This is a genomic window from Streptosporangium amethystogenes subsp. fukuiense, from assembly GCF_042665875.1.
Taxonomy (GTDB): Bacteria; Actinomycetota; Actinomycetes; order Streptosporangiales; family Streptosporangiaceae; genus Streptosporangium; species Streptosporangium fukuiense.
On the sequence record NZ_JBHTEE010000001.1, the window covers coordinates 16,032 to 33,483 of the forward strand.

General features: G+C 70.3%; 13 protein-coding genes. 3 read left to right on the forward strand and 10 right to left on the reverse strand.

Annotated elements, in window-relative coordinates; genetic code table 11:
* The first annotated feature begins 13 nt into the window (after positions 1-13).
* On the forward strand, positions 14-208 hold the full coding sequence (locus ACFQVD_RS00085) for an amidohydrolase family protein (RefSeq protein WP_343980083.1): 195 nt from the start codon (positions 14-16) through the stop codon (positions 206-208).
* A 92-nt stretch (positions 209-300) separates the two neighbouring features.
* The gene (locus ACFQVD_RS00090) at positions 301-1,095 is read left to right on the forward strand and encodes an ArsR/SmtB family transcription factor (protein ID WP_343980086.1); all 795 of its coding nucleotides are present in this window, start codon (positions 301-303) and stop codon (positions 1,093-1,095) included.
* On the opposite strand, the gene ACFQVD_RS00095 is transcribed toward ACFQVD_RS00090, so the two are convergent.
* From ACFQVD_RS00095 to ACFQVD_RS00140, 10 genes are all read right to left on the reverse strand, one after another.
* On the reverse strand, positions 1,046-1,540 hold the full coding sequence (locus tag ACFQVD_RS00095) for a peroxiredoxin-like family protein (protein WP_343980108.1): 495 nt from the start codon (positions 1,538-1,540) through the stop codon (positions 1,046-1,048). The two genes, ACFQVD_RS00090 and ACFQVD_RS00095, sit on opposite strands and share 50 nt — an antisense overlap.
* Before the next feature lie 172 nt (positions 1,541-1,712).
* Positions 1,713-2,237: a tyrosine-type recombinase/integrase gene (locus ACFQVD_RS00100; RefSeq protein ID WP_343980089.1), complete on the reverse strand. Its 525-nt coding sequence runs from the start codon at positions 2,235-2,237 to the stop codon at positions 1,713-1,715.
* Positions 2,238-2,612: 375 nt separating this feature from the next.
* Positions 2,613-2,834, reverse strand: a complete 222-nt coding sequence (locus tag ACFQVD_RS00105) for a helix-turn-helix domain-containing protein (RefSeq protein WP_343980091.1) — start codon at positions 2,832-2,834, stop codon at positions 2,613-2,615.
* The gene (locus tag ACFQVD_RS00110) at positions 2,834-3,325 is read right to left on the reverse strand and encodes a DUF2975 domain-containing protein (protein WP_343980094.1); all 492 of its coding nucleotides are present in this window, start codon (positions 3,323-3,325) and stop codon (positions 2,834-2,836) included. Before ACFQVD_RS00110 ends, ACFQVD_RS00105 begins: the two co-directional genes overlap by 1 nt.
* A gap of 797 nt (positions 3,326-4,122) precedes the next feature.
* Positions 4,123-5,235 carry a hypothetical protein gene (locus ACFQVD_RS00115; RefSeq protein WP_343980096.1) on the reverse strand — a complete coding sequence of 371 codons (1,113 nt, stop codon included), beginning with the start codon at positions 5,233-5,235 and terminating at the stop codon, positions 4,123-4,125.
* A gap of 21 nt (positions 5,236-5,256) precedes the next feature.
* A complete protein-coding gene (locus ACFQVD_RS00120; protein WP_343980099.1) occupies positions 5,257-6,399 on the reverse strand; it encodes a hypothetical protein in 1,143 nt (380 codons plus the stop codon).
* A 13-nt stretch (positions 6,400-6,412) separates the two neighbouring features.
* On the reverse strand, positions 6,413-10,174 hold the full coding sequence (locus ACFQVD_RS00125) for a hypothetical protein (RefSeq protein ID WP_343980102.1): 3,762 nt from the start codon (positions 10,172-10,174) through the stop codon (positions 6,413-6,415).
* Positions 10,174-12,438 carry a hypothetical protein gene (locus tag ACFQVD_RS00130; protein WP_386274056.1) on the reverse strand — a complete coding sequence of 755 codons (2,265 nt, stop codon included), beginning with the start codon at positions 12,436-12,438 and terminating at the stop codon, positions 10,174-10,176. The genes ACFQVD_RS00125 and ACFQVD_RS00130 overlap by 1 nt, the downstream gene beginning before the upstream one ends.
* Before the next feature lie 5 nt (positions 12,439-12,443).
* Entirely contained in the window at positions 12,444-15,224 is a 2,781-nt protein-coding gene (locus ACFQVD_RS00135; protein ID WP_343961885.1) for a DUF6603 domain-containing protein, read from the reverse strand.
* Positions 15,225-15,392: 168 nt separating this feature from the next.
* Positions 15,393-17,060, reverse strand: a complete 1,668-nt coding sequence (locus ACFQVD_RS00140; protein ID WP_343961887.1) for a hemopexin repeat-containing protein — start codon at positions 17,058-17,060, stop codon at positions 15,393-15,395.
* A 64-nt stretch (positions 17,061-17,124) separates the two neighbouring features.
* Between ACFQVD_RS00140 and ACFQVD_RS00145 the strand changes: the two genes are divergently transcribed.
* Positions 17,125-17,268: a hypothetical protein gene (locus tag ACFQVD_RS00145; RefSeq protein WP_343961889.1), complete on the forward strand. Its 144-nt coding sequence runs from the start codon at positions 17,125-17,127 to the stop codon at positions 17,266-17,268.
* Positions 17,269-17,452: the final 184 nt, after the last annotated feature.

A 17,452-nucleotide genomic window follows, 5' to 3' on the forward strand; every position in this document is an offset into this window, starting at 1 on the left:
GACGCCGTACGGGATGACCGGACGCCGGTTACAGCCGAGGGAAGGTCTGTTCGGCACCAACTGGCCGCGGCTTCCGCATGATCGCGCCCTCGCGCAGGTCGAGCAGCTCGGGCTGAGCGACGAGGCCAGGGCCGACTTCCTCGGGGGAGCCGCCCGGCGTGTCTTCCGGCTGTCCGGTGGCCCGGCCGCGCCGGTGGCGGGAGGCTGACGAACAGGTCTTCGGGGAATCGTTGACATGCAGCCATCTGGCTGCCTATTTTTTAAGGCAGCCAGATGGCTGCATGTTCGGGGTGGTACAGGATGGACGAGGTTTTCAAGGCGCTGGCCGATGCCGGCCGCCGCCGGCTGCTCGACAGTTTGAACGCCCGCAACGGGCAGAGCCTGCGCGAGCTGTGCGCCGGGCTGGACATGGCCCGGCAGTCCGTCAGCAAGCATCTGGCGGTGCTGGAGGCGGCCGACCTGGTGACCACGGTGCGGAGCGGCCGGGAGAAGTTGCACTACCTCAACGCCGCGCCGATCAACGCCATCGCCGAGCGCTGGATCGACCGGTACGACCGTGGCCGGGTGCGCACGCTCGCCGATCTGAAGAGAGCATTGGAGCAGGAACCGATGGGCAACCCCGAGTTCGTCTACACGACCTACATCGGCACCACGCCGGAACGGCTCTGGCAGGCGCTGACCGACCCCGCCTTCACCCGTCGCTACTGGGGGGTCGGCTTCGAGTCGGACTGGAAGGTGGGGTCGCCGATGGTCTGGGAGGAGCGGGGGGTGAGGATCGCCGACCCCGAGCAGGTCGTTCTCGAATCCGATCCCTACCGCAGGCTGTCCTACTCCTGGCACACCTTCACCCCGGAGTTCGCCGAGGCCTGGGAGCTGGACGAGAAGGTCGCCGCCCAGTGGGCCGGGGAGCGCAGGTCGAAGGTGACCTTCGACATCGAGCCGCTCGGGCGGATGGTCAAGCTGACGGTCGTCCACGACGGCTTCGACCCCGGCAGCACCCTGCCGGAGAACTTCGGCGAGGGGTGGCCGCAGATCCTGTCCAGCCTCAAGACGCTGCTGGAGACCGGCGAGACCCTCCCCGGCGAAGACGGCTGACTCGGCGGGTCTCCGCCCGGCGTGCGCGGGCCGCCAGGGTCAGCACCTCGTCGACCGGCCACTGGTCGTAGGCGTGCTCGCCGTACTTGCAGGTGACCACCCGGCCGTCGGGGGCGATCAGGAAGTCGGCGGGGAGCCCGAGCCGCCCGCCGTGCGGCCGGATGGACGGCGGACGCTCCCGCCTGCGGGCGATCGCCCAGAGGTCGCGTACGACGGCCAGGGCGATCGTCGGCCAGACCCGGGGGGCGAGCAGCGCGCGGGGCGCCTGTTCCACGCCGAACTCCGCGTACAGCTTCTTGTCCGGATCGGCGATGACGGCGAACGGCAGGCCCGTGGCGTGCTCGGCCAGTTCCTCGGCGGAGGAGTGGAACACCACCACCTCGCGGATTCCGGCGGCCTCGCCATCGTGCTGCGCGGGATGTGCGTTCCCCGAGGGTTCGTGAATTCTGAAGGGGGCATCGTGCGGAACTCAAGGTGAGATACCTCTGATAGTGACATGTTAGGCCTTGGGTTTGCGAACAGGAGCCGTTCCTTTGCACGAGCCCGGCCATGCCGGAACAGGAGTTGAGGCACCCATTCCGTGACATACCGGCGGCAGCACGCTCTCGGCCTGCGAGCTACGCCTGCACTGGGACGTCGACGATGTCGGCATCGGTGGCGAGTTCGTCCATGAGTTGATCGACGGCGCGGGTGGGCAGGCGGCCGTCGCGGCGGTTGAGGAACAGGGCCGGGGTGCCGGGGCCGGGCCAGGAGGCGCGGTCGGTGCGCCATTTGGTGACGGAGGTCCGGGCGGTGGTGTCCAGGAGCGGGACCTCGTGCGAGGACTCGCCTTTGCCGGAGCGGACGATGATCTTGCCCTTGCGGGCTGACAGGGGTACGTCGTTGTCGTCCAAGGCGACGAGTTCGGCGATCCGCAGCCCGGAGTAGAACAGCAGCCGGCCGATGGCGCGATCGCGGGCCAGGGGGGCGGCGTTCGACGGCGCGTAGGTAGCGCTTCTGCTGGCGGGCGCCCAGGGCGCGGGGGGCGAGTTTGGGGGCTGGTTTTGTTCGCCAGTTCCGGCCGCAGTTGTTCGCGACCGACGACCGCACCTCCGACCTGGTGTGGTCGATGTTCGCCAGTTCTGACCGCACCTGGTCGTCACACAAGCAGGTGCCGCTGACCTCGGCCAACACCCTGCCTGATTTCACCAGCGGCAACTGGCCCCACTTGTGGATCTTCGGTAGGTGCGAAGTTCGCGTGGGAGTTGGCCCCACCCCTGAGGGTCTACGGCGAAGCCTTGGCTGCCCGCCCAGCGACGAACCCCCGCCCTTCCACGCTGGAAGGACGGGGGATTTCGGTGGGGAGGTCACGTTCGCAGGTCGCGGTCGTCGACCAAGACGGTGCGGTGCACGTCAACCAGAATCTACCCAACGAGGTCGGGACAGTGCTTCGGGCGATCGGCGATCCACGTCCATGCGGTCGACGTGCCGTGTCAGGCCGGTGGTGCCAGGCGTTTTCACGCCCGCTCTGGGGCACGTCATCCGCCCGCGGCGTCCTCGGCCTCCCAGCGCAGCAGGTCGCCCGGTTGGCAGTTGAGTGCCTCGCAGAGCGCGGCGAGTGTCGTGAAGCGCACCGCCTTGGCGCGGCCGTTCTTGAGTACCGCCAGGTTGGCGGGTGTGATCCCGACGCGGTCCGCGAGGTCGCCCACGGACATCTTCCGCCTGGCTAGCATCACGTCGATGTCGACGACGATCGGCATCAGATCGTCTCGTCCAGCTCGGCCTGCATCTGCGCCGCTTCGACGTCGCGCGCGACGGCCTGGGCGAGCAGCATCCGCAGCACGAGCACGATGAGCGCAACCCCCAGGATGGCCAGGCCGACGACGCCCATGATGACGGTGACGCCCGGGTCGGCCCGCTGGCCCGGCGCGTTGAGGGCCGTGACCGCGAACCACAGGAGGGCAGCCGCCACGATCGCGCCGATCACGGCGTCCACGTACCGGAAGGCGGCGGAAGAGAACACGGTTTTGCGTCGGACCATCGTCACCAGCCGCCATACGCTGACCAGGGCGACTTGGACCGACACCATGCCCAGGATCGTGATCACGCGCAGCGGGGCCAGCGGGAGCGACCCGTCCTCCGGGTCGCTCCCGCTGGCCAACGCCCACACCATAAATGCCTGTACGAACACGGTGCCGGCGAGCACCACCACGAGCACGGCGCGAAGCGCACGCACTGTCAGCTTTCCCATGACCCATCCTTCTATCGAGTTGCGATGAGAACCTATCGAATCTCGATAGGCGGGGCAAGAGTTGGGGCGGAGGGCCGGCGACGGTTTCGCACCGTGGCGGGACGCCGTCGCCCCCGCCCATGGCATGGCGTGCGCGCGAACCGTCTTGATCTTGTCGAAGTCGGCCTTGCTTGAGCGCAAATCGGATGCCACCCGACTACGCCGAAGCCCTGCGGCCGACGGGGGCAGCCGGGTGGGGCCAAACTCGTTGGTCCCCGTTCCGGTCGCCGGCTGGCTGGGGCCATCCACGTTGGGGCGGGGCCAGAAACCGTTGGTACAACCACCCCGCCTCTCGTCGATGTCAACGACCTGAGCCCATGACTGCGGTCACTTCTCACGAACGCTGGCCCACCTCGGTGCGGTCGGAAGTGGCGAGCATTCGCGGTCACTTCTCACGAACGAAATCACGGGGCGTCGTCGCGGCAGACGAGCGCAGGTCCGAGCCCGAGCTGGGTGAAGAAGTGGTCCAGGGCGGTGAGGTGGGCGTTGACGGTGTTCGCTGCCCGGTGCAGGACGGTCTTCATGTGGGTCTTGTAGTCGCGGACGGCGAAGTCGCGGTCGTGGGATCGGCGAGCGGGTCGCCGTCCAGCATGCCATCAGCCGATGCCTCGGCGACGAAGGCGAGGAACCCGCATCAGAAGCGGTTTCCCGGGGCTAAGCGTAGTTGGGATCCGCGATATCAGAAGTAAAACCCGGGTTGTGCTTCTGATATCGGGTAATAGCAGAAGCTTTTTGGGCTGGGCGCCTGGGGATGGGATTCACATGATGCGGTTGGTGCTGCCGTAAGGCAGCCACAGCAGGGAGAAGAACGGTTCGATGGGCTCGGGCCCGTCGGGGGGCCGTGTGTAGCGGCAGGTGATCGTGATCGCGGTGCCACGGCGGACGGGCACGTCGAACGGGGTCTCGGCCGGGATTTTGCTGGGGTCGGCGTTGTCGGAGGTGAAGACGGCCCGGTACTCCTGGCCGCCGCCGTCGGCCAGGGCGGTCACCTCCATCTGAGCGGGCGTCGCACCCGCGACGGCCTGCACGCGGCCGATCAGCAGACCGTCGGTGTCGGACTGGAAGGTGTGCGGCCGCTCCCGCCCGATCTCGATCGAATGGCCGGCGCCGATCAGCCGCACCTTCCCGGTCGCGGTCAGGTCGTGGGTGCGCAGGTGCGGCAGGGCGACGGTGACCAGGGTGGTCAGGACGCGTTCGGCGGTGCTACCGGGCAGGCGGGCGGCCAGGCGGAACGCGGTGGTGTCGTGCAGCGGCGGGGAGAGCCAGGTGGTGACGTCGGAGACGTCGGCCTGCCCGCCCGAGCCGCCGTGCTCGCCCGCCCAGGTCAGGGTGTAGACAGCCGGGGAGCCGCGCCAGGTCAGCTCGGCGTGCCCGCCGTTCGGCACCATGAGGAGTTCGGGCCGCAGGTCGCCAAAGAAGAACCCGTCGGGGAACTTCGGCAGCGGCAGCTCCATCGTCTGGGTCTGCCAGGTGAGGCCGTCGGAGGAGGTTTCCTCCTCGATGCGCAGGGTCGCGGTGCCGGGGGTGGTGTTGGCGGTGACGCCGGCCAGTTCCAGGGTGAGCGGGGTGACGCCGAGCAGCCAGCCCCGGGGGCGGGTGGGCAGGGCCGTGAAGGTGACCGCGTCGGCGGCGTCGGCGCGGGTGAGCCGCCAGCCGCCGCCCTGGTCGGCGTCCTCGCCGCCCTGCACCGGTCGTGGGGTGATGGCGGCTGGGGCGTTGGTGAAGTGGGCGGCTCCGGTGCCGGTCGGCAGGGACAGTGTGATCTTCCGGCAGAAGGCGGGGGCTGCGGCGCGCACGGTGAGTCGCAGCAGGCAGGGGCGGCCGGTCTGCGGCGGGTCGGGATCGAGGGCCAGGTCGTAGGACAGCAGCATGCGGGCTCCCGGGAGGGACGGTCAGGCGGTGGGAGGGGTGATCTCGTCGAAGGCGCCGGCGCCGCGGGGCAGCCAGGCCAGGTTCAGGGTGTCGCCGTCGTTGCCGGCGTGGTAGAGGCGCACCTCGGCGTCGGCCGGGATCGGGATGCTGATCGGCGTCTCGATGGTCGTCCCGGCGCTGTTGTCGGAGCTGAAGCGCATGGTGTACTCGCCGGTCGCGGCCCGGTAGACGGTCGCGGCCAGCGTGGCGGCTGGCTGCCCGCTGGCGGCCTGCAGGTAGCCGAGGACGGTGCCGTCGGTGCCGGCTTTGAAATACCGGGCCTGGCCGCGCGGGGGCGCGGCGATCGCCGCCCGGGGCCCCTGCATCCGCACGACGCCGTTGGCCTCCAGGTCGCCGACCGTGAGATTGGGTTCGGTCACGGTGACGGCGGTGGTGAGCGCGTAGATCAGCGGCGCGCCGCCGGAGTCGTCCTGTGCCATGAGCATGAACCCGGTGGTGCGCTCCAGCGCCGGAGACTCCCAGCTCAGGTCGCCGGTGACGGACTGCTGCTGGTCGTCCCAGTGCATCGTGTAGATGGGCTTGCGGCTGGCCTCCCAGGTCAGTGTGACCTTCTCACCGCGCGGCACGGAGATCCGGTCGGGGCGCAGATTCTGGAAGGTGAACTCCGAGGGCCACTTGTCGATAGGGAAGGGCGGGTCGAGCGGCTTTTCGGTCAGGGGGGCGGAGTTGTCGGCGGCTGTCCATTCCGACACCTCGATCTTGACCGAGCCCTGCGTCTTGTTGACGATGAGCCGCGACAGCACCAGAGTGACCGTGGTGGCGCCTTTGAATTCGAGCTTGCGCGAGTTGGTGAACGTGAAGACGGCCTGTTTGTCGACCAGCTCGGCCTTGCGGGTCCAGTTCTGCCCGAACGCGGGCGGGCTGGCGGCCTCGACCCCTGTGTAGACCTCCGCGGGCGCGGTCTGCGACAACGCCTCCGGCGCCGCGCCGTGCAGGAACCGGATCTGGATCTTGTTGCAGTACACGCTCTGACCGGGGGGTGCTTCGATCTTGAACTCCAGCCGCAGATCCTGGTCATTTTCGCCGCTGATCGGCACGGGGGCCGGGACGGTCTTGAGGGTGTAACGCAGCAGCGTCCCGGCGGAACGGGCGTGGATGGCCATCAACGTGCTCCCTTCAGGGCTGTTCGGGGATGTCGGTCACGGCCGGGTGCAGCAGCAGGTAGCCGGCGCGCGCGTGCGGGACGGCATCGCCGGGGTGGGCGGCGGCATCAGCGGCCAGCAGCGGCAGCTCCGTCCAGCTCAGGGCGCCGTCGCCGGGGTCGGTGTGCGGCTGCGCCCACGTCCAGGTGCCGTGGTAGGCGGCGGGCTGCACGACGACGAGATGCTCCTGTCCTTCCGAACGGTTCTCCTGCTCCGGTGGCGGGGGGACGCGGACGGGCGCGAGCAGCGGGTTGAGGCGGAAGGCCGCGCGGATCCGGCGCAGCGCCTGGTGCGCCAGGTCACCGGGGAGCCGCAGCTCGGTCACCGGCAGGATGTCGGTGGTGGCGTGCACGGGCACGTGCGGGTCGGCGAGGATCGTCAGGTGGTGGATGACCTCCTGGCCGGGCGGCCGGGCCGGCAGCGCGAGATGCTCGCCGTTGCCGATCTTCACCAGGTACGGGTCGTCTGTGGCGGGGGCGGCCACGTGCAGGCGCGTGTAGTCGCTCTGGCCGCCGGGGCCGGTGGCGCTGGCGTAGTAGCCGATCAGCCCATCCGACAGTTGGTCGGGTTCGCCGAGCCGGATCGGCCAGGTGTAGGTCAGGTACTCCTGCTGGTCGGAGTTCGGGTCCTCCTCCGGGTCCGGCTTCAGCGCCTGGTCCCAGCCGGGATTGGGCAGTGGCCGGCCGCGCAGCTGAAGGCTGAGCCGGGTGCGGTAGATCGCGACGGGGCGCCCGGTGAGCCGCGCCGGGGTCCGGTCGTCTTCGGCGGACGGGGCGACGATGGTCTCCAGCGTCTGGTCGATGGTGGCCAGCAGCGCCGCATACCGGCCGGGCGGGCCGACCAGTTCCCGGACGAACGGGGCGAGGTGGGGATGCTGTTGTTCGAACGCCGGATCGTCTTCGCGCCGGTAGGGCGAGCCGGGCAACGGAGTGAACTCCACAGCCTCCTCGCCTGCCGTCCCGCGGATGATCCGGAGCTCACCGACCGGGTCGCCGTCGGGGCCGTAGATGAGCAGGTTGTCGTCGAGGTGGTTGATCAGCAGCCAGCCGGTGAGCGGCGAGTCCGGCCCGGCGGGCGCGGCCCGGCCCGCGAGCAGCGCCGTGTCGTCCTGTCCGCGGGCGAGCTCCAGCCGGACCCGGGCCTCATGCAGCAGCCGGGGCGGCAGCTGGATGAACCGCTGGGAGTTCTCGATGTCGTCCGCGAGCTTTCGGGTCGGGGTCATGCTGGTCGCCGGCAGCGGCGGGAACGTCTTGAACCGGTCCGGGGTGCTGGTGATGACCGCGCAGCGGCCGAACCGGTCGATGATGCGCAGGTCCCGGAAGTAGAACTGGCCCGCGCGGACCGGCTGGAAGCGGGAGTGGGAGTCGTCGCCGGGTGCGCCGGGGTCGGCGACGTGCCCGGCGTCGCCGGTGAGCCGCACGGTGTCCTCAGGGATGCGGGCGCGCACCCCGGTGTCGCGCATCAGCAGATGGTCGTTGAAGCCGTCGAGGGTCTGCGAGAGCAGGTCCATCGCGCCGTAGTCGGCGCGCAGGGTGCGCAATGCCCCGGCGTCGTCGGCCGCGTAGGTCTGAAGCAGCCGGTCGATCTGGGAGGAGACGACGTAGGGCGCGGCCGGGGTGACGAACGCCCGGCCAGCGAACGGCAGCCAGGTCGGCCCGGTGTAGCCGTCGCCGGGGTCGGCGCCGGTGCCGAGCCACTCATAGGCGTCGTCTTTGAATGCCCAGTTCGCCTGGCCGTCGCTCATGTACGGCACCGCGTGATAGCGCAGGTCCCATTGGACGTACATGGGCAGCCACGGCTGCTTCCAGACGGCGGTGTACTCGGCGATCGTACCGGTCACCAAGCTCGGATCCGCCAGGGCGACCGCGAGCGCCGATCGCCCCGAGCCGTCGTCAGCGGGGGTGATCGCGGCCAGGTCGAGCAGCGTGAACTCGCGCAACAGCGCGGCGACCGGCCCGGCCAGCTCGCCCAGGTCCAGCGGCGCGCTGTGCCCGTTGAGCGTCACCGGCGGGCGCGCCGCCTCCCGGCTCGCGCGCGCCGGGACGGCCTGGATGAGGCCGAGCGGCGGCGGCTGCGGCGCCGCGACCGGTACGCCGTTGATCACGATGGATTCGACCAGGGTGGATTCCAGCCGGCAGGGCAGCGGGTCGTCCGGAGCGCGGGTGAGCGGCTGGTTCACCCCGCCCCCCGCGATGACCATGGCGGGGTCGGTGGTGCGGTAGTAGGACTCCCGGGCGGCGCGGCGCAACTCCAGGGTCGCCGGCAGGCCGCGGTCGGCGGCGTAGCGGGCGATCTGCGGCTCCAGCTCCTCCGGCGTCGTGGCGTGCGGGAGCTTCTTGTCTTCGAGGATCCGCCGCATGCTTGCCGCCGCCGTCACGGCCCGGTGCGCCAGGGTGCCGGGCGTGGCCTCCTGAAGCTGCTGCTCGGCCGCCTCGGTGAAGCCGGCCGGCCGGTTGGGTAGGTCCTTCATCCACCACAGGGTGCGCAGCCGTTCCTGCAGGTGATCCAGCTCCAGTGCGTGCGCTTCGAACTCGGCCTGGTCGGCGTTCAGCTCATCCAGCCAGACCGGCTGGGCGGGGGCGGCGCGCGCCGGCTGCGGCCCGTCGGTGCCGCGGGGGACGACCAGCCAGGTGTAGCCGCCGGCGCGGGAGGAGAACCAGGCGTGCTTGGTGACATCGTCGGCGTCGACGTCCCCGTCGCCCTCGTCCAGCCGGTCGATGGTCCCGCTGTACAGGGCGCTCAGCAGCTCGCCAGTCCGGGCCGAGCGGGTCTGGTGGGCGGCCAGTTTCTCCAGCGCGTCCGCTGTGCTGTGCCCGAACGCGACCTTCATGCCATCGTGGCCGGGCCGGGCGGAGACAGGCGCCTCGAGGGCGTAGTACTCCCACGGGATGCCCAGCGCGGTCCCGGCATACACCGAGCGTTGCGGAGCGGGGATGGGCGGGTCGTCGGTGAGGCCGGGCAGGTGCCAGCCGAGGCCCGCCAGCACGCCCGCCAGGCCGGGTGCGTCCGGCGGGATCAGCCCGGGGATGTCGGCGGCCTTGCTCAGGATGTCGATGTCGTCGGCGGAATACCAGCCGACGACCAGATAGCCGAGCGCGGTGGTGGCGGGCTGGTTGTGCCCGTAGCCGACCAGGTCGCTCAAGTCGTCGTGGAAGGAGAACACATCCTGCTGGTAGGGCTGGAAGGCGGCGAAGCCGAGCACGCCCGGGCCCACCGCGGTCAGGAACGGCTCGACCGGCTCCGGCTCGATCCACGGCCCCTCGCGCAGGTCGTGGACGCGGCCCAGGAAGTCGACCCGTAGCCCGCCGGTGTCGGAGTCGGGGTCGGGCGAGGGGAACTGCACCGTGCCCCAGTGCTCGCCGCCGTGGGCCAACTCCAGATAGTCGCTGTGCACCAGCCAGGCCGCGGCCCGCCGCTGCCCCTCGCCGGGGAACCCGCCGGGCACGGTGTAGTGCCGCACCACCAGCCACCGGTTCGGCACCAGAGGGAACGTCGTCTCCTGGGTGTCGGGATCGTAGTGACCGGACGTCAGCGCCTCCGGCAGCTGCCACTGCACGTACACGCCATCGCCGAAGTCGTCGGTGTGGCCGGGCGGCGGCTCGGCGGCCTGCTTGTCCTCGCCGAGCATCGCGTCGAAGTTGAGCGCCCAGCGCTGGAAGCTCTCCTGCTGGCGCACCGGGTCGTTGACGACCAGCGCGTGAACCTGGACAGCAACGATCAGGTCGGTGTCAGACATCACAGGCTCCCATCGGAGAGGGGACGCAGTTCCTGAACCAGCGGCGCGTTCACCAGCTGGAGGGCGAACTCGCCCGGAGCGAGGTCGGGCCGGTCGAAGGCCGCCGCCAGGCCCGGCACGAACCCATCGGTGCCGCGCAGCCGCAGCACGTCCGGGATCTGCCCGGCGGGGCGGGGCCGCAGGTATCGGGTGAACACGGTGTCGCCATCGTCATCGGCGCCGTCGCCGCGTTCGGGGAAGGTCTCTCCTTCGAGCGGTGTGCCGAGCGGGGGCCGGCCGGTGCCGCCGAGGCTGCGCAGGCCGATCACGTCGCCCTGGTCGAGGCCGAAGTGGATGCCCTGGCCGGGTTCGCGGATCTCGAGGCGGTCCGGGACGGCGTCGAACAGGCACAGCAGCACGTCGTCGGCGAGCCGTTCGCGGCGCAGCTCGGCGGGCTGCGCGCCCTCCGCGCCGTCGGTGCCGCCGGCGAATGCGAAGATCGGGAAGTCGGGCCAGGCCCGGACCAGTGTGGAGTAGATCAGCAGCCCGGCGGCGGGCAGGGCCGCATTGCGCCGCCGCCCCACGGCGCTGCGAATCTGCGCATCGAGCGCGAGGTCTTGGGAGGTGTGCAGGCCGACGTCGGCCGCGCCCGCCAACATCGCCCGCACCCAGGCCGGGTCGATCCGGAACATGCGCAGCGATTCGGGCGGCAACATCCGCGCATCCGGCACCAGGTAGGCGAACGGGACACCGGCCAAACGGCTGAGCCCCTCCAGCCACTCCGGCATCGAGCCGACGTGCTCCTCGGCCGCCTCGCGCAGCGCTGAGACGCTTCGCTCGTCGGCGAGGATCGCCTGCGTCGTCAGCCGCCCGGACCGGCGGCGCGGCCGGAGCGGCAGCGGCTCCTCCGCCTGCGGGGCGGCCAGCGCCTCGGCAAGCGCCTGCCCGCCCGCCGCCTCGGCCAGCTCCCGCAGCGCCCGCAGGCTCCGCCCGGTCTCCAGCGAACGCCCGGCCCGCGTGAGGTCGGCGGCGACCTTGCGCAGCACCGCGGCCCGGTTGGCGATCTCGCGGCGGGCCCGCGCCAGCTGCGCCGCGTAGTCCGGATCGGCCAGAGCGAGGGTGCGGCCGAGCGTCCACGCAGCGGCGTAGCTGACGTCGAACAGGCCGTGTTCTTCTTCGTAGATCAGGGCGTGGTCGGCCGTCGTGTGCCCGGGCGCGAGACCGGGATCCGGCACCTGCGGCGCGGTGACCGGGGTGAACGGTCCCCGGTACCAGGCGTAGGTCGCCTCGCCCGACAGCGTCCGAAACGGCACCGGCGCATACCCCAGCCTCAGCCGTTCTCGCGCATACGCCTCGGCCGCCTCCGGTTCGCCCTCCGGCGCGGGGACGTTGACGCGCAAAGCGAGGTTCTCGCGGTCGGTGCGGCTGGGGGCGACCAGGTTCGTGATCAGGCCGGGGATGTCCAGGACGCTGTCGGGGGCGTGGTGGAACGACCACGACCACAGGGCGCACAGCCGCACAGCGTCGTGGCCGGTGGGCGGGTTCGGCGCGGCGTGTGGCTCATAGCCCTCCAGCGACACCAGGTGGACGGCGTAGCGGCCGGGCACGCGGGCGAACCGGTTCGCGGTGATCACCGCATAACGGCCCTCGACGATGTCCTCGCCGCCCTGGCGGCGGGTCGGGACGTTCACGTCGCGCACGTGCGCCAGGTAGTACAGCTCGTCCTGGTAGGGGACGACCGCGCGAAACACCCCGGCTGGCACGTCGATCGTCTCGCACTTGCTGCTCAGCACCTCCGGGGTGAGGGAGGGACCGCCCAGATTCGGGCCGATCACCCCCGCCTCGGCGGGGTCGATCAGGTCGGCGACGGTGCGGCGGGCGCTCTGGCCCATCGCGCTCTCGTCGCCGGGCAGCTCACCCTCGGCGAACACCAGCAGCGCCAGCCAGGGCGCGTGCTCGCGTGCCCGGGTGCCGGTCAGCTCCCGCTCCCACGGCAGGACAGCGCGACTCAGCGTGATGTGCGGCAGCACGGTGCCGTAGCGGCCGGCGCTGCCCGCCGGAGGGTAGAGGGCGTGCACGGACGCGCTTTTCAGCACGAACCGGACCGGGCGGATCTCGAACCGCTGCGCAGACTCCGGCAGCGCTTCTTCGCCGGTGTCGATGCGCTCGCCGTTTTCCTTGTACAGCTCCTGCCGGGCGCGCACGGTGTAGATCCCGGCCGTGGCGTGCGGGGTGAAGTGGTCGTTGAAGGTGACGTGCAGTTCGGGGGAGTTGTCCTCAGGCATGGATTTCACCTCGCGGAGGCCGGGGCGTCGGTGATGAGCGGCGAGCTGGTCATGCTGCGGCCGACCAGTTCGGCGTAGTGGCCGAGCAGGCCGTCGGTGTCCTTACCCGGGGCCGCCCCGAGCCGGGCCAATGCATCGTGGACGGCGGTGCGCCGCTGCGCGGTCGCCTCCGCCGCGAGCGTGCGGGCGATCGTAGTGATGCTGGCCTCGTCCGGGCGCGGGGCCGGGCCGGCGACCGCACCGTCCCGTAGCGGCATGTCGCCGTCTTCCAGCGGCTCGTATTTGAACACGCGGGAGCTGATGGGGCCGACGCCCGCGCCCAGCTCGGGCGGCGAGACCGTGAAGCGCACGCCGCTGAGGCGGCCCGGCTCCAGGCCCGGCTCGGTCGCCGCGTCGCCTGGTTTGTCGAGCACCCGCCCCCACATCGACCGGGGCACGTCGCGGTAGATCTTCTCCAGGAGCCAGTCGTTGGCGCCGGGGTCGAATTCGGTCTCGGCGCCGTTCTCGAACCGGGTGAGGGTCACGATGTGTTTGGAGGTGACGTTCGTCAGCCGCATCGGGCGGATGGTCACCGTCGGCCCGGTGGCGTAGACCTCGCCGTTGATCGAGATCTCCGAGGAGGGCATGACCGCCTCGGTCTCGAAGACGAACCCGTCGGTGGAGACCAGCAGCGGGGCTTCGCGGGCGGTGCGCGCCTCGCTCTCGTCCTTGTCCACATCCGGCTGCAGGCCCTTGACGGGGGTAGTGCGCAGCGGCGACGGCAGCTGCACCTGGAACTCGCTCCACGGCACCGGCGGCGCCCCGGCCCGGCCCGCGCCGAAGTCGAAGCTGAATCCGATGAACCAGACCTTCACCGAGACCCGGCCGCCGGTCGGCGGCGTCCAGAACTGCAGAGTGATGCCGACCTCGATGGACACCCGCACCTTGACGAACCAGACCTTGATGGTGGCGGCGACGCCGATCGAGATGCCCAGCGCCAGGTCGAGGTAGAACGGCCGCCACTGGATCAGCGCGTCCACGTGCGCGGTGAACCAGGCGCTCAGCACGCCTTTTTCGTACCGGGCGGCGAGCGCGGCGCCGAACATGATCGCGCCCGGGGTGAGCGCGGTGTATCCGGACGCCTGCACCACGACCCGGCTGCACGGCAGCCACCGGAACCCCAGCCGCGCCGGGTTCGGGTAGTACGCGGGCTTGATCGCGTTGAACTGCGGGTGGTAGCCGCCGAGAGTGATCACGAAGTCGCCGCCGCGGCCGCCGCCGGTCCACACGCAAAACGCCAGGCCGCCGGTCAGCTCGGCCGACTGGGTGAAGACGAACGAGCCGGGGCCGACGGCGGCCTCCAGGCTGAGCTTGTGCTCCTCCGACAGGAACGCCAGCCGCAGGTCGATGTTGAGCTGGGCGTGCACCTTTTTGGAGGCGTCGGCGTTCTTCGGCAGCGTGATCGAGGTGCGGCCCAGCAGCATCACGTTCAGCCGGTTGCCGAACTCGATCACCGCCAGCGCGCGGGTCTCGATGAACCGGAACGAGGTGAACGTCAGCCCGGCCGCGATCCAATACGAGCCCGCCTCCGGCCGCACCCAGCCGGTCCTGCTGGTCAGGTCGTTGAGCACCTCCAGCGGTTCGGGCGGCGGGGGCGGCGGCTCGCCGGGGACCTTCGGCGCCTCCTCCAGCCGGGCCAGCAGCGGGAAGCTGGGAAGCTGGGCCACCTCCGGCGGGCGCATCCTGCTGTTGACGCCGAATCCGGCCGCCAGCCCGGTCACGGTGAACGGCGGCGGCCCGAACAGCGACGCGCCCGAGGTCAGCAGCGCTTCCGCGTACAGGAAGATCATCTGGTGGCCGTCGGCCGTGCGTGACCAGGCTCCGGCCCCCATGACCGACAGCGCCGGCGTCTCCACCCGCACCAGCCCGGCCAGCCCGTAGGAGATCGCGTCATCGCCGAGGCCGGTGTAGCGCAGCGCCGCGTTGATCGTCAGCGGCGGCGTGTCACGGCGGATGCTGAGCGCGGCCCCGATCAGCTCGGGTCTGGGCACGAACCCCTTCGCCGTCAGCGGGATCATGAAGCCCAGCCCGTCGAGCTGCAACACCTGCCCGCCGACCTTCAGCTCGGCCACCAGCAGCACCCGCAGGTAGTCCTTGGCCTTGTCCCGGCCGCGCTTGACCCCAAAGATCGTCAGCGGCCCGAAGGACTTCGGCAGCCCGGGGAAGGAGATCTCCTCCTCCTCCTCCTTCGCCTCGTCATCGTCGTCCTTGTCCTTGTCCAGCCAGATCGACAGGGCGGGCATCTCGCCGCCCCCCAGCTGCCAGGTGATCGCGGCGGCGAAGTACTTCGGCCACACATCGGCGCTCATCGCGTTCGGCACCGGGAAGCGCGCCGCCACACCGTAGCCGGCGAGCAGGCCGTTGAGCTGGTTGACCTCGCCCACGTTCAGCGTCCGGTCCAGGCAGAGGATCTTGAGGCTGGGGAAGACGATCGCGCCCTTGGGCACCACCTCCCCCACCAGGGCCAGGCTCGAGCCGTCGAAGCGCAGCTGCACATCCAGCAGCAGCCCGATGGCACCCGAGCCGCCGACTCGTTTCGTCTGGATGAACACCGCGTCCACCGGGCTGCCTTGGGCCGGATCGTCATACCCCGGGGACCGCGCGGTGACCAGCCGTTCCCCGGCAGGCAGGTTCTGGTATTGGTGGACGTTTTCCAGGATCGGCACCAGCGCGGCCGGCAACTCGATCGGCTCCCCGAAGAACTCGTTGATCAGCTCGACGAGCGACATGCGCTCAGGCAGGGACATCAGGCTCTCCTTTTTCGCTTTTCCCGCCGATCGAGGGCCGCATGCCGCCTCGGGCAGCGCAGCGAACGAGGGGAAGGGCACGTGCGGCGACCGTCGGCGGCCAGGTCCGCGGCCCATGGCGGCTCCTGCCACCCGGCGATCGCCAAGGGCGGCGCCGAGCCGCCCAGGTCAGAACGGGGCGAAGATCGCCCAGAACACACGGTCTCCGGGCAGAGAAATGGAAGCGACCTTCTGGCGCGCCTCGACATCGATCACGGCAAGCGAGTACCCGGAATCCTCGGACACCTCGGCGACGTAGGCGAACGCGCCGCCGTGACTGAGGGAGAGGCCCGAGCCGGTGCCGCGCCCGCCGGTCGCCTCGATCGGAATGCGGTCTTGCAGCTGATGTGTGGCCGGGTCGGCGACCAGGACACCCTCACCGTCCGCGTTGGGCAGGCAGAGCAGGGTGCTGCCGTCCGGAGTGAGCGCGAGCTCCCTGGAGGCGGGCAGAACGCCCTGAAGGAGGATCTCTCCGGTGCGCGTGCTGAATGCCAGTGTGCGCCCGCCGGCGGCGGTGTGGGCGACCAAGCCGTCCGGGGAGAGCGCCAGGTCGTTAGGCGCGGTCTGTCCGGACAGTGGGAAGAGCTGGCGGACCAGCTTCTGCTCCAGATCGACCTCGGCCACCATCGGGCCGCGGCCCATCACCCCCCCGCTGATGTAGACGAACCGCCCATCCCGGTGCGGCGCGATCCGGTACGGCCCTCCGAGGACAACCGGTGCCCGGCTGGAGTTCTCCGTCGTCGTGGCCCCGGCGAAAACCGTTGCCTTGAGCTCGATCCGGCTTACCTCGTTGAACGTGCCGACCTGCACCGTCTCCAGATAGTTGGAGTAGGAGGAGTCGCCGTTCTGTTGCCAGGAGGTGAAGTGGTAGTGCGTCCCGTCGGGGCTGTAGGCGTTGGCTGGGTCATACGAGATCAGCCGGGGGAAGGTCGCCACGACCTGATGGTTCGCTGCGTCCACGCAGACGTAGCCGGACATGGTTGCCACGTAGAGGAACCGGCCGTCCGGGGTGGGGCTGATGCTCCGGGTGACGTTGAGGGGCATGTCGAGCGTCCCGGTCACGGTGCGCGTCGCAAGGTCCACCACAGCCGCTGATATGGGGTCGCCAGATTCCCCTATTCTCTGCACCACGTACACGCGGCCGGGGCTGAAGGTGCGCCGCAGCCCCGGCCAGCTGCCCTCGTCGACCGGGGCCGCGGCCGTCTCGACGGTCCGGGTGCTCAACGCGACCCGCACGAACTGTGAGCCCTTGAAGAAGAAGGCCTTACCCGTCACGGGGTTGACGGCGGCGGCGCTGATCCCGTTGACGAAGGCGGGGGCCTTGGCGCTCAGCCCCTGCCAGGTGTCGGCCAGTGACATGGTCTCCACCGGCATCTCCGAGCGCAGGTCGTAGCGCACGCACTGGCCGCCCTTGAAGAAGTAGGCCTCTCCGGCGGTGGCCGCCGGCAGCGCCGCGTCGATCCCGGCGCGGAATGCGGCCGGCAGTCCCGGGTACTGGCCGTCGATCGAGCCGACCTGGCCGACCGACCCGTCCACCGGGTGCAGCCGCAGGCACTGGCTCCCGCGAAACACCATCGTCCACGGGTCGTCCGCGGGCGTGGCGAGCGCGGCGTCGAATCCGCCGGTGAAGGCCGCCGGGAGCGCCGGCCACCGTTTCCCCAGCAAGGGAGCGTAGTGATCGAGCATCCGCTCTTCGGCCCACCCGAAGCGGGCCGCCTGCCCGCCCTGGACCACGAACCCGACCTTGGCGCCGGAGTCTGTTACCGAGAAAAACGCGTCCACCAATTCCGCGGGCACAGAAATCCTTTCGCTGGAAAGAATCGAAAGAGCGGGAAATCCTTTATCGACTATGAAAGGCGCCGTGACCACTGTCAATACTAGAGATGAAGGTGGGGAATTAGATCAGCAAATGTCATTTATAGCCGCAAAATGGCTGCGTATCCTTTATGTCGAAGTGGTGAGGTATCCGAAAAGCGAAGAATTGACCGCCGAAAATCGAGCTTGATGCGAGGCCGCACGCCCTGAGCAGGCCGGGCGCCAGGGCTGGAGGATCGCCCACCAGGGGACCGCCTTCGCCGGCGCGTCCAAGGTCAAGATCGAACGCTACCGCTATCGCGGCGGCAACATTCCGACCCCCTGGTCCTCCGAACCCGCGGGAACCTGACCAGCGGGCAAGGCACGTGGAGCGC

Excerpts from the sequence above, each read along its gene's own strand:
- ACFQVD_RS00125 (WP_343980102.1), bottom strand. The coding sequence starts at position 10,174 with ATGTCTGACACCGACCTGATCGTTGCTGTCCAGGTTCACGCGCTGGTC.
- ACFQVD_RS00135 (WP_343961885.1), bottom strand. The coding sequence starts at position 15,224 with ATGTCCCTGCCTGAGCGCATGTCGCTCGTCGAGCTGATCAACGAGTTC.
- ACFQVD_RS00120 (WP_343980099.1), bottom strand. The coding sequence starts at position 6,399 with ATGGCCATCCACGCCCGTTCCGCCGGGACGCTGCTGCGTTACACCCTC.
- ACFQVD_RS00090 (WP_343980086.1), top strand. The coding sequence starts at position 301 with ATGGACGAGGTTTTCAAGGCGCTGGCCGATGCCGGCCGCCGCCGGCTG.
- ACFQVD_RS00115 (WP_343980096.1), bottom strand. The coding sequence starts at position 5,235 with ATGCTGCTGTCCTACGACCTGGCCCTCGATCCCGACCCGCCGCAGACC.
- ACFQVD_RS00110 (WP_343980094.1), bottom strand. The coding sequence starts at position 3,325 with ATGGGAAAGCTGACAGTGCGTGCGCTTCGCGCCGTGCTCGTGGTGGTG.
- ACFQVD_RS00105 (WP_343980091.1), bottom strand. The coding sequence starts at position 2,834 with ATGCCGATCGTCGTCGACATCGACGTGATGCTAGCCAGGCGGAAGATG.
- ACFQVD_RS00130 (WP_386274056.1), bottom strand. The coding sequence starts at position 12,438 with ATGCCTGAGGACAACTCCCCCGAACTGCACGTCACCTTCAACGACCAC.
- ACFQVD_RS00085 (WP_343980083.1), top strand. The coding sequence starts at position 14 with ATGACCGGACGCCGGTTACAGCCGAGGGAAGGTCTGTTCGGCACCAAC.